Consider the following 15,144-nt stretch of genomic DNA (forward strand, 5'->3'; position numbering starts at 1 on the left):
AACTAAGAGTATGCTGATCTAGCCATTAATCCCATCAAGAGATGCTTAAAAACTGCTTTTTATGACCAATAAATATACCCAAACAGATACTATTAATTAATCTGATTGGTATTACCCCCCTAATCAGGTACACTTTGTCACCTTAATTTTCATCATTTTAGTAGTAGTCATTGCAGCATAATGAAACACATTAGAAACTTCTCGATTATTGCCCATATCGACCATGGTAAATCAACTTTATCCGATCGCCTTATTCAGGTATGTGGCGGCTTAACTGACCGTGAAATGGCTGCACAGGTTTTAGATTCAATGGATCTAGAACGTGAGCGTGGCATTACGATTAAAGCCCAAAGTGTCACCCTAGATTACCATGCAAAAGATGGTAAAACTTATCTACTTAACTTCATTGATACACCTGGCCACGTAGACTTTTCTTATGAAGTTTCACGCTCTCTGGCTGCTTGTGAAGGTGCATTGTTAGTGGTTGATGCTGGTCAAGGCGTAGAAGCTCAGACATTAGCAAACTGCTATACCGCACTAGAGATGAATTTGGACGTTGTTCCAGTATTAAACAAAATTGACTTACCTCAGGCTGAACCTGACCGTGTCGCCGCTGAAATTGAAGATATTGTTGGTATTGCTGCCATCGATGCAGTGCGTTGCTCGGCAAAGACAGGGGTGGGTGTTGATTTAGTATTAGAAGAAATTATTGCCAAAATTCCACCTCCAGAGGGTGATGAGACTGCACCATTACAAGCGCTGATTGTCGACTCATGGTTTGATGCATATCAGGGTGTAGTGTCTTTAGTCCGTATTAAGAATGGCGTACTTAAGAAAGGTGACAAATTCAAAGTGATGTCCACAGGACAAAACTATAACGCCGATCGCATCGGGATTTTTACACCAAAAGAAAAAGACAAAACAGAGCTTCGTGCCGGTGAAGTGGGTTATGTGATTTCTGGTATTAAAGAAATTCATGGTGCGCCAGTGGGCGATACCTTGACCCATGCAAAAAATGGTGCAGATAAACCTCTACCTGGGTTTAAGCGCGTTAAGCCTCAGGTTTATGCCGGTGTATTCCCAATCTCTACCGATGAATATGAGAGCTTCCGCGATGCGTTGAATAAATTAAGTTTAAATGACGCATCACTGTTTTTTGAACCTGAAACATCCTCCGCGTTAGGTTTTGGTTTCCGTATCGGTTTCCTTGGTCTACTCCACATGGAGATTGTGCAGGAGCGCTTAGAGCGCGAATACGATCTCGATTTGATCACCACAGCTCCCACCGTAGTTTACGAAGTTATTATGAACAGTGGTGAAACTGTTTATGTTGATAATCCATCGGATTTACCTGCGCTGAACAACATCGAAGAAATTCGTGAACCGATTGTTGAAGCCAATATATTAGTGCCAAAAGAATACTTAGGTAACGTGATTACCTTGTGTATTGAAAAGCGTGGTTCACAAACTAATATGGTATATCACGGTAATCAAGTGGCGGTTACTTATCACTTACCGATGGCTGAAGTGGTCATGGATTTCTTTGACCGTCTTAAGTCAACGAGTCGTGGTTATGCATCATTAGAGTATAACTTTATTCACTTTGAACCTGCGGACATGGTGCGATTAGATATTTTAATCAACAGCGATCGTGTTGATGCGTTAGCGATGATTATTCACCGCAGTAATATTCGTCATCGTGGTTTAGCTTTGGTTGATAAGATGAAAGAGCTGATCCCTCGACAAATGTTTGATATTGCGATTCAGGCCGCTGTTGGCAGTCAGATTATCGCTCGTTCAAGCATTAAAGCGTTGCGTAAAGACGTTACCGCTAAGTGTTATGGTGGCGACGTTTCGCGCAAGAAAAAACTGCTTAACAAGCAGAAAGAAGGTAAAAAGCGCATGAAGCAAGTCGGTAACGTAGAGGTGCCACAAGAGGCATTTTTAGCGGTTCTGAAGCTAAATAATTAATAATAATTAATTAAGTTAATGTGCAGAATAACGCCGCGTATTGCGGCGTTATCGTTATTTTCACGATATATTATGTAACACTCAACTGGGTGAATGTTTATACGTTTATCACCATACTTGATTGAGTTATTCTAAGCCTTGGCTCAAGCCATATGGATCCAACACACCCAGCAGGAGATAAATTAGTAATGGCAGCCTATTTTTCGCTTATTTTAGTGCTCGTAACCTTAGTCAGCGGTCTTATTTGGTTAATTGATGTGGTTTTTTTCGCGCCTAAACGCCGTGAAAATTTATTAGTTGCACATGCCAATTCGACGCAGTTGAGCGCCGATGCCATCGATAAAATCATTCGTGAACCTGTGTTAGTTGAAACTGCGCATTCTATTTTTCCGGTGATCGCGTTTGTGATGATTTTACGGTCATTTATTTATGAGCCATTTCAAATCCCATCGGGTTCTATGATGCCAACATTGTTGGTGGGGGATTTTATTCTGGTAGAGAAGTTTAGTTATGGGTTACGCGATCCAGTATGGCGCAGTAAACTCGTTGAAATTGGTGAGCCAGAACGCGGCGATGTTTTTGTCTTTAAATACCCAGAAAACCCGAAAATTGACTATATTAAGCGTGTAGTGGGATTGCCGGGTGACAAAATTATTTACCGTAATAAACAGTTAATGATCCAAGGTCCGTGTGACACAGGCATCGATTGCCCAGCACCAAGAGTCATTGCTCATACTGAAGTTAATCGGGGTGAGTTTAGTCAGGATAATGTGCCGCTTATTCGGTTAAGTGAGCAATTAGGCGATGTTAAACATGATATTTTGATGAACCCGTCGCGTCCTGATTTTAGACAACACTTTTATCCTCAAGCTGGGCTTCAAGTCGGTGAGTTTTTGGTGCCTAAAGGCATGTATTTTGCGATGGGTGATAATCGCGATAACAGTACCGATAGTCGCTTTTGGGGCTTTGTACCGGAAGAAAATCTTGTCGGAAAAGCTGTCGCAATTTGGATTAGTTTTGAATTTGATAGTAAGCCGAGTGATTGGTTACCGACGTGGGTGCCGACCGGCGTGCGTTTTGATAGAGTAGGTGGAATACATTGATGGAACCCATTAAAAATTTGCCGCGTTTGTGCCGTACTTTAGGTTATGAATTTAATAATATTGAATTACTTATCCAAGCACTAACACATCGTAGCGCAGCAAATAAACATAATGAGCGTTTAGAGTTTTTAGGCGATTCGATTTTGTCGATAGCCATTTCAGATGCCTTGTATCATCAGTTTCCAAAGGCGACTGAAGGTGATTTAAGCCGCATGCGCGCCACCTTGGTTAAAGGTGACACGCTGACATTAATTGCCATAGAATTCAAACTGGGTGACTATTTGTATTTAGGCCCAGGTGAGCTCAAAAGTGGTGGCTTTAGACGCGAATCTATTTTAGCTGATGCAGTAGAAGCCATTATTGGTGCGGTCTACCTCGATGCTGATATTGAAGTTTGCCGTAAGCTATTACTATCATGGTATAAAGAGCGTTTAGCTGAGATAAAACCGGGTATTAATCAAAAAGATCCGAAGACAATTTTGCAAGAACACCTACAAGGTTTTAAAAAGCCTTTACCTGATTACCAAGTTGTAGCGGTAGACGGTGAAGCTCATGACCAAACCTTTACGGTAGAATGTCGAATTAGTGAATTAGATAAAGTTGTCACCGGTGTGGCAAGTTCAAGAAGAAAAGCTGAGCAGCTTGCTGCAGCTCAGGTATTGGAGCTACTGAATAAATGACCAAGAAAACAGACTTGCCAGCAGGTGATAGCCAAGAACCTAGCTTAGATGAACTGCTGGCAAGGATGAACCAAGCAGCACCAATCGCCACGGCGAAATACGATGTGACCTATTGTGGCATGGTAGCCATTGTCGGTCGCCCTAATGTGGGGAAATCGACTCTTTTAAACAAGTTACTTGGCCAAAAAGTCAGTATCACGTCGAAAAAACCCCAAACGACTCGTCATCGTATTATGGGAATTCATACTAATGGCCCAAGTCAAATTGTATTTATTGATACCCCAGGCCTGCACATTGAAGAAAAACGCGCGATTAACCGTTTAATGAATCGTGCTGCTGCCAGTTCATTAGCCGATGTTGCTATGGTTATTTTTGTTGTGGATGGCATGACGTGGACTGCCGATGATGAGATGGTGTTACAAAAAATCCAACATCGTAATGATGAGCGTAAAATCATCTTAGCCATTAATAAAGTTGATAATATTAAAGATAAAGAATCATTATTCCCTTATTTAACTGAATTGGCTAAAAAGTTTGATTTTGATGAGATTTTGCCAATATCAGCCACCAAAGGCACCAACGTGCAGCGCATTTTAGATATGGCACGAGAATCATTACCTGCAGCGCCATTTTACTTCCCTGAAGATTATGTGACTGATCGCTCGCAACGATTTATGGCATCAGAAATTGTCCGTGAAAAACTGATGCGTTTTCTAGGCGACGAACTGCCATATGATGCGACAGTAGAAATTGAACAGTTTAAAATGATGGAAAATGGTGTTTACCAAATCAACGCGTTGATTTTAGTTGAACGTGAAGGCCAAAAACGTATGGTCATTGGTAATAAAGGTGAGCGAATTCGGACTATTGCCACTCAAGCCCGACTCGACATGGAAAAATTATTTGATAATAAAGTGTTTCTTGAAGTTTGGGTGAAAGTGAAATCTGGCTGGGCTGATGACGAGCGCGCATTGAGAAGTCTAGGTTATGGCGAAGACTAAATCGTCCTTAGTATTTTTGATTATTTGCTTTTAGGCATGGCCACCATGAAACGTGGCTATGTGCTTCATCATCGTCAATTTCGAGAATCGAGCGTGATTGTTAATTTGCTGGTCGAGGGCGTTGGACGTGTCGATGCCATCACTCGAGTCGGTTCAGGTAAACGGTCGATTAAAAGTATTTTACAACCTTTTCAACCGCTAATAATCCAGTTTAGTGCCCAATCGGAAGCCAGAAACCTAGGTTTAAAAACCATTACCCAAATTGAATCAGCAGCACCAGCTATACCTTTAAGCGGTAATAGTCTGTATTCTGGTTTTTATCTAAACGAGTTATTGGTTCGTCTATTATCAGTTGAACACCAAGCTGAAGGGTTATTTTTAGACTATCACCGTGCGTTACTGGCGTTAGCCAAACAGTTTTGCTCAAGTCACCTGCGTTATTTTGAAATGGCACTGTTATTAGAGCTAGGTGCATTGCCATCTCTTGCCCATGACACTCAAGGTGACCCATTAGATTGCCGTTGTCACTATCGGTTTATTGCACAAAGTGGTTTTATCCCTGTGGTAACAACCCAAGCGTCATCTTTTTCTCATGGCAAAGGCTGTTTATCTGGCTCAATGTTGCTAGCATTGGCATCGCAAGATTTACAACCTGAACAGTTTAATCAAGCCAAAGGGTTAATGCGGTATTTACTCACGCCATTGCTGGGTAATAAGCCACTATTAAGTAGGCAATTGTTCGCTAAGAAAGCCGATTAGTATAGAGAATTTCGTAAACTGAATACGCAAACCGAGCACGATCTCATTCGTGTTTAAACCTTGGTGAGCATATGTCGTTATTGTGTTATTTATTACCTTAAGGAGCTCGATGTGAGCGGAATACTGTTAGGCATTAACATCGATCATATCGCGACACTGCGTCAGGCTCGCGGTACTCACTACCCCGATCCGGTGCACGCCGCGGCAGTGGCAGAGCATGCTGGTGCAGATGGCATTACTATACATCTACGTGAGGACCGACGTCATATTCAAGATCGTGATGTGTATTTGTTAGCAAAAACATTGAAAACGCGAATGAACTTTGAGTTTGCTGTCACGGAAGAAATGATCGCCATTGCCTGTGATATAAAACCTGCTTACGCTTGTTTAGTGCCAGAGAAGCGTGCAGAGCTGACGACTGAAGGGGGTCTTGATGTTGCGGGTCAGTTGGAGAAGGTTAGTTTAGCCGTCATCCGTTTAGCCGCAGCAGGCATTAAAGTGTCATTGTTTATCGATGCTGATAAAAGCCAGATTGATGCTGCCGTTGCTTCTGGTGCACCCTATATCGAAATTCATACGGGTTGTTATGCAGATGCCAAAACCGATGCACAACAGGCTGTTGAATTAGCTCGTATCATCGAAATGGCAAAGTATGCCCATAGCCAAGGATTGGTCGTCAATGCCGGTCATGGTTTGCATTACCATAATGTTAAAGCGATTGCGGCAATACCAGAGCTTTATGAGCTTAATATTGGTCATGCTGTCATAGCAAGGGCGGCAATTGATGGCTTAGACACTGCCGTCAGAGACATGAAAGCATTGATGCAAGCTGGGCGTAGAGGCGAGTAATGGCCATTGTGGGAATTGGGACTGATATTGTTGAGATAGAGCGCATTCGCGAGCAACAAACTCGCTTGGGTGACAAACTGGCCAAAAGGGTGTTAACGCAAGCTGAGTTAGCTGTGTATTGTGCTTCTACATTACCGGAGCGTTACCTTGCTAAGCGTTTTGCGGCTAAAGAAGCTGCTGCCAAAGCCTTAGGTACTGGGATTGGACGTGGCGTATCATTCCAGCATATTCACACCAGCAATGATGAATATGGTGCACCTTTGGTGACCTTCACTGAGGGTGCCGCCAAAAGGTTAGCTTTGTTAGGTGGTGTAAAAGGTCACTTGTCTATTGCTGATGAAAAACATTATGCCACCGCAACCGTCATTTTAGAGTCAGCTGATTAGCGCCATCGGCTGACTAACTATCGTTAACAATGAACCGCCTAGAAATTAACCATCCCCATAGCTGCCATCCGCAGTAATCTTAGTCAATCTTCAGCCCTAAATCTTCAGTCTCAAATCTTCAGTCTCAAATCTTCAGGGATAAATCTAAGCCTGCATCAAGGTTAAACGACAAATGTTTTATGATGTTATTTACTCAGTAAATACGCTAAATTAACATTAGTATCGAATAGGGACATTTATATGAGCTTGGATATTCGTGATAATCATAAAGATATGGAGCAATGATGAAATCGGCAGTAGAACAACTATCAACTTATAAAAGTGTGCACTTAAACCCGCAAAACATTAACACGCACTTTGTCGGTGTGCCGATGATTGTTTGGTCGGCATTTCTAATGCTGGGGACACTTCGCTTTGCATGGCAAGATTATCAAGTCAGTCTAGCGATGATATTAGCTGTGGTGGTGTTGTGCTACTACATGGCGCTTCACATGCGCTTAGCACTTGGTCTAGTCTTGTTTATTGTGCCGGTGTTATATACCACAGAGCAGGTTGTTCATACTTCGCACCCTTTTATGATTGCCATGGGTATTTTTGTGATCGGTTGGATTATTCAGTTCATTGGCCATAAGTTTGAAAAAGCTAAGCCTGCTTTTATGGATGATCTCAATCAACTACTGATAGGGCCATTTTTCTTGATGGCAGAATTGTATTTTATGCTAGGTTTGGAAAAAGAGTTAGCCGCCGAAATAACCCCAATAGCACATAAAAAACGCCGTGCGTTGGAGGCTAAACGTCATCGTTAGCGATGACGCATTAACCGCAATAAAAAAGCGCATGCTGCGCCTTTTTTATAAGTGATAACCTATTCGTTATCATCAATGAGCTGTAAATTACTCGGTAACACTCTGACTGTTTTAATCATATTATCCGCAACATCGATGACATCTATTTGATAATCAACTATGCGTAAACTAGTATTTGCCACTGGGATCTCTTCAAGGAATTCAATAATCAGACCGTTTAAGGTTTTGGGACCATCAATGGGCAAGTTCCATTTCATTTCTTTATTAAGATCACGAATGTTAATCGTGGCATCAATGATGAAACTACCATCTTGCTGGATATTAATGTCTTCACTGGCAGTGCTAAGCATCGAGGTGGTAAAGTCACCGACAATCTCTTCCAGAATATCTTCCAAGGTTACTAAACCCTGAATATCACCGTATTCATCGACAACAAGCCCAATGCGTTCTTTATTTTGTTGGAAATTAGTCAATTGTACGTTTAGTGGTGTGCCTTCAGGAATAAAGTACAATTCTTTGACCGCACGTAATAATGATGACTTGCTGAATTGTTCTTTTGATTGCAAGCGCAATGCATCACGTAAATGGATAAATCCTACAGCATCATCAATATTGTCTCGATACACCAGTACTCTGGTGTGCGGACTTTGCACCACTTGCTTATTAATCAACTTAAAATCGTCATTGACGTTAATGGCATAAATATCTGAGCGTGAAATCATAATGTCTTCGACAGTGACTTTTTCTAAATCTAAAATCGACAGTAACATTTCTTGGTGACGCTGTGGGATGAGCGCGCCGGCCTCATGCACAACGGTGCGCAGTTCTTCTTGGCTTAATGCATCATTTGTTTTGACGGTTTTTATACCCATCAAACGTAAAAATATCGTAGTAATTAGGTTGATTGCTTTCACTAATGGTGACAGCAAGATTAATAACCAACCTAATAGAATGCTCGAGGGGAATGCAATACGTTCAGGGTGCAAAGCGGCAAATGTTTTTGGTGTCACTTCAGCAAACACCAGTATCACAAGGGTCAATACACCGGTTGCAATTGCAACGCCCATATCGCCAAATAAACGCATTCCAATAATCGTTGCTATTGCCGATGCCAGAATATTAACCAGGTTATTACCGATGAGAATGAGTCCGATGAGTCGGTCAGGGCGATCAAGCATTTTTAACGCACGAATCGCGCCTTTGTGTCCGTTAGCCGCAAGATGTCGTAAGCGGTAACGGTTGAGGCTCATCATTGCAGTTTCCGAGCCGGAAAAGTATGCAGACATTACGATTAAAACCAAAAGGAATATAAGGAGTGCGCTGGTAGATATAGCGTCCAAAAAAGGGGCCCCATGAAGTGGTGTGAAATTGACCAACAGGCCGAATTGTCATTAATTTAACGGCCATTATTTATTATTGGCCGTTAGTGTCAAGTTATCTTGTTAATCTATCAACACAATAGAATAAGTTAATGAGCTTATAAACTGTTAAAATTAGTTTAATATCAACTCTTTAACAATTCTCGCACCAAAATAAGCCAGTGAAAGTAAGCTAGCGCCAGAGAGACTGTATATCACTGCGGTACGGATTCTACAGCCAACAGTATATTGTTGCCACAACATAATCGCGTAAACGATCCAAGCGATCATGGATAATATGGCCTTATGCCCTTTACCGTCACCAAACATATCGTCTAAAAATATAAACCCAGTCACGAGTGACAAGCTCAGTAAAATAAATCCAATAATGATGAGATGGTAAAGCTGTTTTTCTACCGTCATTAATGGCGGCATTGCAGGGCTCATCATCATCTGCTTTTTCTTAAGCTTATTTTGGATTAACCACAGTTGAATGGCGTACATTGCCGCTATCATCAAAGCACTGTAAGCCATGAGTGATAAAATAATATGAGCCAGAATTTCAGGGTGCAAATCAAAATGAATAATATATTGCGGTGGTAGTAACCATAAAAGCGCTACCGATAAAATTGAGCAGGCGTAAACAACGGGTACAACAATGATGACTTTAAGTTTCGGCATCGTAATGGTGAACGTTAATGCAATAATCCAGTTAACCAATGAAATCACATTGGTTAAACTAAAATTTTGTCCATCGACGGTAAAAATTGCATTTGAAAGTGCAAAACCATGCATGATAACGGCAATACCAGAAGCCACCATGACAGCTTTACGATTCGGCCCTTTTACGTGAAAAAGTCGGCTCGTCACTAAAACCAACGCTAAGCAGTAAAAAAGCATAGCTGCCGCTGAAAAAATAACCATTTAGAATCAACCTATCATAGTAGTTAATGCTGAAAAACTGCGCCCTGATGGTTGAACAATACTACCAAAGCATCACATTTTCATTATTTGTATTAGATTAACATGATCATGGCCTAATATGGCAGTGACCTAAGACTCAAAATTTAACAGTTTCCTGCCTTTAGGGGCAATTAATTTACGTAAAGTTGATTAGTGTTTGAGTTCTTCGTGTTGCAAGTATCGTAATTTAGAGTGGCTTGGGTATAATGGGCTCAATTATTGATATGCTTAAAGAGCCGCCAATGTTTGAAAATTTATCTGACAGACTGTCAAGCACACTAAAAAACATTAGTGGCCGTGGTCGCTTAACAGAAGACAACATTAAAGAAACCCTGCGTGAAGTGCGTATGGCGCTACTTGAGGCGGATGTCGCTTTGCCTGTTGTTAGGGATTTTGTTAACAGCGTAAAAGAACGCGCTGTAGGACAAGAGGTGTCAAAAAGCTTAAGCCCAGGGCAAGCTTTTATAAAAATTGTTCAAAACGAACTTGAAAAAGCCATGGGTGAGTCGAATGAAGCCCTCGACTTAGCGGCAATACCACCGGCTGTGATCATGATGGCGGGTCTTCAAGGCGCGGGTAAAACAACGTCGGTTGCCAAATTAGGTAAGTTTTTACGCACACGTCATAAGAAATCTGTACTTGTGGTGAGTGCTGACGTTTATCGCCCAGCGGCGATTAAACAGCTTGAAACATTAGCCGCAGAGGTTGAGGTTGAGTTCTTTCCGTCTGATGTTAGCCAAAAACCCGTTGATATTGCTAAAGCAGCAATAAGCTATGCAAAATTAAAATTCATTGATGTGGTGATTGTCGATACAGCGGGTCGTCTGCATGTTGATGAAGCCATGATGGATGAGATCAAGCAGCTGCATGCCACTGTCAATCCTGTTGAGACGCTATTCGTCGTTGATGCAATGACGGGGCAAGACGCGGCCAATACGGCTAAAGTATTCAATGAAACGTTGCCTTTAACGGGTGTCATCTTGACCAAAGTTGATGGCGACGCTCGTGGTGGTGCTGCGTTATCTATTCGCAGTATCACGGGTAAACCGATTAAATTTCTAGGTGTCGGTGAAAAAACCGATGAATTAGAACCTTTCCATCCTGACCGAATTGCTTCACGCATTTTAGGTATGGGTGATGTACTGTCTTTAATTGAAGAAGTTGAACGTGGCGTCGATAAAGACAAAGCGATGAAGTTGGCTTCAAAAGTGAAATCAGGTGGCCGTTTCGACTTAGAAGATTTTCGTGAGCAATTACAGCAAATGAAAAACATGGGCGGAATGATGAACATGATTGAGAAGCTTCCTGGTGTGGGGCAATTACCACCAGAGGCATTGGCTCAAGTTCAAGACGGTAAGATGACTGGACAAATGGAAGCCATCATTAATTCGATGACATTTAAAGAACGTAAAAATCCAGATTTGATTAAAGGATCTCGTAAACGTAGAATCGCCTTAGGTTCTGGGACTCAAATTCAAGATGTAAACCGCTTGTTGAAGCAATTTACCCAAATGCAGAAAATGATGAAAAAAATGTCTGCAAAAGGTGGAATGAAGAAGATGATGCGCGGAATGAGCGGAATGTTACCTCCAGGAATGAAGTTACCTGGTCGATAACATCAGCATCTTTCAAGTACAAAATTAGTTAATCTTAAATTCAATCAGTAGGTTAGGTTATGCTGTTGACTTTATTGTAACAAAACTGGTGAGTTAAAAAACATCAGATTTGGTTGCATTAGTTCAAAAGTCAGGTAAAATCTTCCCGCTTTCTTTCTGGAACTCTTCGCGAACACGGAGTTCCAGTTTTTATTTTTGCTTCTGGCAAATCATTAGAGGAATAAAACGCATGGTCACCATTCGTTTGGCTCGTGGCGGCGCAAAAAAGCGTCCATTTTATAATATCGTTGTTGCTGATAGCCGCAATGCTCGTGACGGTCGTTTCATCGAACGTGTAGGTTTCTTCAATCCATTGGCTCGTGGCCAAGAAGAAACGTTACGTTTAGATCTTGATCGTGTTGAGCACTGGGTTGCTACTGGCGCTGCAACATCTGAGCGTGTTGCAAAACTGATTAAAGACGCGCGTAAAGCTACTGCTTAATCGCGTATAAGGTATAGATAGATGAGTAGTAACCAAGAACTCGTTGTACTGGGTAAATTAGGCTCCAGTCATGGTATTAAAGGTTGGCTAAAAATCACTTCCTATACCGATTCTGTTGAAGGTATTTTCGATTATTCGCCTTGGCTAATAAAAGAACAAGGCGTTTGGCGTGAAGTTAAGGTCGCTCAGTGGCGTTTTCAAGGTAAAGCTGTTGTGGCTGAACTTGAAGGTGTCGCTACCAGAGAAGATGCGCAAATGCTCACGAATTGTGAAATTGCGATCAACCCTGAGCAAATGAAAGAACTCGATGATAGTGAATTCTATCATCGTGATCTTATTGGCTGCGAAGTGACCAATATAAACGGCTATAACATGGGTATTGTTGAGCAGATCGTGGAAACAGGATCAAACGACGTATTACTGGTTAAAGCTAATGCCAAAGATGCCTTCGGCAAAGCGGAACGTATGATCCCCTTTGTCCCTGAGCAGTTCATCAAACAGGTGGATCTGCAAGGGAAACAGATTTTAGTGGATTGGGATCCTGACTTCTAAGTCGAGGTACAACATATGTGGTTAGGGGTAATCACCCTGTTTCCAGAGATGTTTCGTGCTGTTACAGACTTTGGGGTCACGGGTCGAGCCGTGAAAAACGGCCTGCTTGAGTTGCAAACGTGGAATCCTCGAGATTTCACCCATGATAGACATAATACTGTGGATGACCGACCTTATGGTGGTGGACCTGGTATGTTGATGATGGTGCAGCCCTTGCGTGATGCTATCCATGCAGCTAAAGCAGCTGCAGGTGATAGGGCAAAAGTGATTTATCTGTCTCCTCAGGGACGCAAGCTGGATCAGCAAGGCGTCACTGAGTTAGCTAAATCAGAACGTTTGATTTTAGTGTGTGGTCGATACGAAGGTGTTGATGAGCGCATTATTCAAACAGAAGTAGATGAAGAATGGTCAATCGGTGATTACGTACTTTCGGGTGGTGAATTACCGGCAATGACGTTAATCGATTCAGTGGCTCGTTTAGTACCCGGTGTACTAGGTAAGCAAGCGTCAGCAGAGCAAGATTCTTTCTCTGATGGTTTACTGGATTGCCCTCATTATACTCGCCCTGAACTATTGGATGGTCTTGACGTACCTGCAGTGCTGTTAAGCGGTGACCACGAAAAAATTAGACTTTGGCGTCTACAACAAAGTATCGGAAGAACTTTTTTGAGACGACCAGAATTATTTGAAAATCTAGCTCTGACTGACGAACAAACGACTTTATTAGCGCAGTTCGTGAATGAAACGGACAAGTCCGCATAGTCAATGCTCAGTTAATACTAGGATGGAGTAATTATGAACAACATCATTAAAATGCTCAACGATGAGCAAATGAAAACAGATGTACCTGAATTTGGTGCTGGTGATACAGTAGTGGTTCAAGTACGTGTAAGCGAAGGTGAGAAAGATCGTCTTCAAGCTTTTGAAGGTGTGGTAATCGCTAAGCGTAACCGTGGTTTGCATTCTGCATTCACAGTACGTAAAACCTCTAATGGCACAGGTGTTGAGCGTGCTTTCCAGACGCACAGCCCATTAATTGCTAGCATCGAAGTTAAGCGTCGCGGACGTGTACGTCGTGCGAAACTGTACTATTTACGTGAGCGTTCAGGTAAGTCTGCACGTATCCGTGAAAAATTGGCAACTAAAAAATAGTTACCGATACAGAATAAAGATGCAGTGTTCGCACAACAACCCGCCGAAAGGCGGGTTTTTGTTTGTGGCGCTTTTAAAAATGTAAAATCGAGAAAGCGACAAACGCGGTAAAAGCGAGAAAAGCGCCAGGAGCGGAAAATAAACTAGGCTACAGCTTAGTGCTTAAATAATTTGATTAAAATATCAGTGATGAAGTGATTATTTACGCTTTGGCTAAATAAGCCTTGATCTCATTCATTGCTACAGGCATAGTTGCATCTAAGGTGTAATGGTGTAGCGTTACAAAGGTACAAGTTGAACGATCCAATACCTAAAAAATAAATCTATTAGTGACCTTTGGTCAGTCGTCAAAAGAGAGTGATAAGTATGCAACAAGATACCATTAATAATGTGCACATTAGTTCAGAGCAAGTGCTAGTGACTCCTGCAGAGTTAAAGCAAGAACTTCCATTATCAACTCATGCTTATCAATATATTCTTAACGCGCGTAAGCAAGTGTCGGATATTGTCCACAAACGTGATAATCGTGTGCTTGTGGTGACAGGCCCTTGTTCTATTCACGATATTGCAGCGGCAAAAGAGTATGCATTAAAACTTAAAAAGTTACATGATGAACTCAGCGATGACTTTTACATCTTAATGCGAGTGTATTTTGAGAAACCGCGCACAACCGTTGGTTGGAAAGGGTTAATCAATGATCCTGATATGGATGAGTCATTCGATGTGGAAAAAGGACTCAGAATGGCCCGTGAGCTTATGATTTGGCTTGCAGAATTAGAGTTACCTATTGCGACCGAAGCACTTGATCCCATCAGTCCACAGTATTTATCTGAGTTGATTACGTGGTCTGCGATTGGCGCCAGAACCACAGAATCGCAAACTCACCGTGAAATGGCTTCAGGTCTGTCTATGCCTGTTGGTTTTAAAAATGGTACCGATGGTAAGTTAGAAGTGGCGATAAATGCACTTAAATCAGCCGCCAGTAGCCATCGCTTTATGGGGATTAATCAAGACGGTCAAGTTGCGTTACTGCAAACCGCCGGTAATCCCGACGGTCACATTATTTTACGTGGTGGCTTAACCCCTAATTATGATGCTGACAGTGTTGCTGTGAGCGAAGCTCAAATTCATAAAGCTAATCTCAGTGCGCGTTTAGTTGTTGATTGTAGCCATGGCAATTCATCAAAAGATCATCAACGTCAAAAAAACGTTTGTGAAGATGTATTTAACCAAATTGAAGCAGGTAACAAATCGATTATCGGTGTTATGCTGGAAAGTAACCTAAATGCTGGTAATCAAAGTGCAGACAAACCCCTTGCTGAACTTAAGTATGGTGTTTCTGTGACTGACGCATGCATTGACTGGGAAACTACTGAAATCATTTTAAAACAAGGCGCTAGCCAGTTGTCTGCAGTATTACCAACGCGTTTTGAGACGCTGCAGGTTGTCAACGGTTAATGGATAAAC

At 41.9% G+C, this 15,144-nt stretch carries 16 protein-coding genes; 14 read left to right on the forward strand and 2 right to left on the reverse strand.

Annotated elements, in window-relative coordinates; all coding sequences use genetic code 11:
• Positions 1-180: 180 nt before the first annotated feature.
• The 8 genes from lepA to CXF80_RS19510 all read left to right on the forward strand — a co-directional run bounded on the left by lepA (position 181) and on the right by CXF80_RS19510 (position 7,555).
• The gene (gene lepA, locus CXF80_RS19475) at positions 181-1,971 is read left to right on the forward strand and encodes a translation elongation factor 4 (RefSeq protein WP_101034534.1); all 1,791 of its coding nucleotides are present in this window, start codon (positions 181-183) and stop codon (positions 1,969-1,971) included.
• 188 nt (positions 1,972-2,159) lie between these two features.
• On the forward strand, positions 2,160-3,074 hold the full coding sequence (lepB, locus tag CXF80_RS19480; protein WP_101034834.1) for a signal peptidase I: 915 nt from the start codon (positions 2,160-2,162) through the stop codon (positions 3,072-3,074).
• Positions 3,074-3,754, forward strand: coding sequence for a ribonuclease III (gene rnc, locus CXF80_RS19485; protein WP_101034535.1), 681 nt, complete (start codon positions 3,074-3,076; stop codon positions 3,752-3,754). Before lepB ends, rnc begins: the two co-directional genes overlap by 1 nt.
• Positions 3,751-4,755, forward strand: coding sequence for a GTPase Era (era, locus tag CXF80_RS19490; RefSeq protein ID WP_101034536.1), 1,005 nt, complete (start codon positions 3,751-3,753; stop codon positions 4,753-4,755). Before rnc ends, era begins: the two co-directional genes overlap by 4 nt.
• A gap of 45 nt (positions 4,756-4,800) precedes the next feature.
• Positions 4,801-5,514, forward strand: a complete 714-nt coding sequence (recO, locus tag CXF80_RS19495; protein WP_198554797.1) for a DNA repair protein RecO — start codon at positions 4,801-4,803, stop codon at positions 5,512-5,514.
• Between the two features lie 111 nt (positions 5,515-5,625).
• Positions 5,626-6,363 carry a pyridoxine 5'-phosphate synthase gene (gene pdxJ, locus CXF80_RS19500; protein WP_101034537.1) on the forward strand — a complete coding sequence of 246 codons (738 nt, stop codon included), beginning with the start codon at positions 5,626-5,628 and terminating at the stop codon, positions 6,361-6,363.
• Positions 6,363-6,749, forward strand: a complete 387-nt coding sequence (gene acpS / locus CXF80_RS19505; RefSeq protein ID WP_101034538.1) for a holo-ACP synthase — start codon at positions 6,363-6,365, stop codon at positions 6,747-6,749. Before pdxJ ends, acpS begins: the two co-directional genes overlap by 1 nt.
• A 284-nt stretch (positions 6,750-7,033) precedes the next feature.
• The gene (locus tag CXF80_RS19510; RefSeq protein ID WP_101034539.1) at positions 7,034-7,555 is read left to right on the forward strand and encodes an Mpo1 family 2-hydroxy fatty acid dioxygenase; all 522 of its coding nucleotides are present in this window, start codon (positions 7,034-7,036) and stop codon (positions 7,553-7,555) included.
• 59 nt (positions 7,556-7,614) lie between these two features.
• Here the strand turns inward: CXF80_RS19510 and CXF80_RS19515 are convergent, their stop codons facing one another.
• Both CXF80_RS19515 and CXF80_RS19520 read right to left on the reverse strand, forming a co-directional pair.
• Complete coding sequence (locus tag CXF80_RS19515) at positions 7,615-8,895, reverse strand: HlyC/CorC family transporter (protein ID WP_101034540.1); 1,281 nt, start codon at positions 8,893-8,895, stop codon at positions 7,615-7,617.
• 153 nt (positions 8,896-9,048) lie between these two features.
• Complete coding sequence (locus CXF80_RS19520; RefSeq protein ID WP_101034541.1) at positions 9,049-9,837, reverse strand: cytochrome C assembly family protein; 789 nt, start codon at positions 9,835-9,837, stop codon at positions 9,049-9,051.
• 281 nt (positions 9,838-10,118) lie between these two features.
• Between CXF80_RS19520 and ffh the strand changes: the two genes are divergently transcribed.
• From ffh to CXF80_RS19550, 6 genes are all read left to right on the forward strand, one after another.
• Entirely contained in the window at positions 10,119-11,492 is a 1,374-nt protein-coding gene (gene ffh / locus CXF80_RS19525) for a signal recognition particle protein (RefSeq protein WP_101034836.1), read from the forward strand.
• Positions 11,493-11,721: 229 nt separating this feature from the next.
• Positions 11,722-11,973: a 30S ribosomal protein S16 gene (gene rpsP / locus CXF80_RS19530; RefSeq protein ID WP_101034542.1), complete on the forward strand. Its 252-nt coding sequence runs from the start codon at positions 11,722-11,724 to the stop codon at positions 11,971-11,973.
• A 21-nt stretch (positions 11,974-11,994) separates the two neighbouring features.
• Positions 11,995-12,525 (forward strand): ribosome maturation factor RimM, encoded by a 531-nt coding sequence (gene rimM, locus CXF80_RS19535; RefSeq protein WP_101034543.1) that lies wholly within the window; start codon positions 11,995-11,997, stop codon positions 12,523-12,525.
• A gap of 15 nt (positions 12,526-12,540) precedes the next feature.
• Entirely contained in the window at positions 12,541-13,287 is a 747-nt protein-coding gene (gene trmD / locus CXF80_RS19540) for a tRNA (guanosine(37)-N1)-methyltransferase TrmD (RefSeq protein ID WP_101034544.1), read from the forward strand.
• A 33-nt stretch (positions 13,288-13,320) separates the two neighbouring features.
• The gene (gene rplS / locus CXF80_RS19545; RefSeq protein WP_101034545.1) at positions 13,321-13,677 is read left to right on the forward strand and encodes a 50S ribosomal protein L19; all 357 of its coding nucleotides are present in this window, start codon (positions 13,321-13,323) and stop codon (positions 13,675-13,677) included.
• A 366-nt stretch (positions 13,678-14,043) separates the two neighbouring features.
• Positions 14,044-15,135 (forward strand): 3-deoxy-7-phosphoheptulonate synthase, encoded by a 1,092-nt coding sequence (locus CXF80_RS19550; RefSeq protein ID WP_101034546.1) that lies wholly within the window; start codon positions 14,044-14,046, stop codon positions 15,133-15,135.
• The last annotated feature ends 9 nt before the right edge of the window (positions 15,136-15,144 follow it).

This window comes from Shewanella sp. Actino-trap-3 (genome assembly GCF_002836275.1).
Classification (GTDB): domain Bacteria; phylum Pseudomonadota; class Gammaproteobacteria; order Enterobacterales; family Shewanellaceae; genus Shewanella; species Shewanella psychromarinicola.

Excerpts from the sequence above, each read along its gene's own strand:
- rnc (WP_101034535.1), top strand. The coding sequence starts at position 3,074 with ATGGAACCCATTAAAAATTTGCCGCGTTTGTGCCGTACTTTAGGTTAT.
- CXF80_RS19520 (WP_101034541.1), bottom strand. The coding sequence starts at position 9,837 with ATGGTTATTTTTTCAGCGGCAGCTATGCTTTTTTACTGCTTAGCGTTG.
- rplS (WP_101034545.1), top strand. The coding sequence starts at position 13,321 with ATGAACAACATCATTAAAATGCTCAACGATGAGCAAATGAAAACAGAT.
- trmD (WP_101034544.1), top strand. The coding sequence starts at position 12,541 with ATGTGGTTAGGGGTAATCACCCTGTTTCCAGAGATGTTTCGTGCTGTT.
- acpS (WP_101034538.1), top strand. The coding sequence starts at position 6,363 with ATGGCCATTGTGGGAATTGGGACTGATATTGTTGAGATAGAGCGCATT.
- rimM (WP_101034543.1), top strand. The coding sequence starts at position 11,995 with ATGAGTAGTAACCAAGAACTCGTTGTACTGGGTAAATTAGGCTCCAGT.
- rpsP (WP_101034542.1), top strand. The coding sequence starts at position 11,722 with ATGGTCACCATTCGTTTGGCTCGTGGCGGCGCAAAAAAGCGTCCATTT.
- CXF80_RS19550 (WP_101034546.1), top strand. The coding sequence starts at position 14,044 with ATGCAACAAGATACCATTAATAATGTGCACATTAGTTCAGAGCAAGTG.
- era (WP_101034536.1), top strand. The coding sequence starts at position 3,751 with ATGACCAAGAAAACAGACTTGCCAGCAGGTGATAGCCAAGAACCTAGC.
- CXF80_RS19510 (WP_101034539.1), top strand. The coding sequence starts at position 7,034 with ATGAAATCGGCAGTAGAACAACTATCAACTTATAAAAGTGTGCACTTA.
- lepB (WP_101034834.1), top strand. The coding sequence starts at position 2,160 with ATGGCAGCCTATTTTTCGCTTATTTTAGTGCTCGTAACCTTAGTCAGC.
- lepA (WP_101034534.1), top strand. The coding sequence starts at position 181 with ATGAAACACATTAGAAACTTCTCGATTATTGCCCATATCGACCATGGT.
- recO (WP_198554797.1), top strand. The coding sequence starts at position 4,801 with ATGAAACGTGGCTATGTGCTTCATCATCGTCAATTTCGAGAATCGAGC.
- ffh (WP_101034836.1), top strand. The coding sequence starts at position 10,119 with ATGTTTGAAAATTTATCTGACAGACTGTCAAGCACACTAAAAAACATT.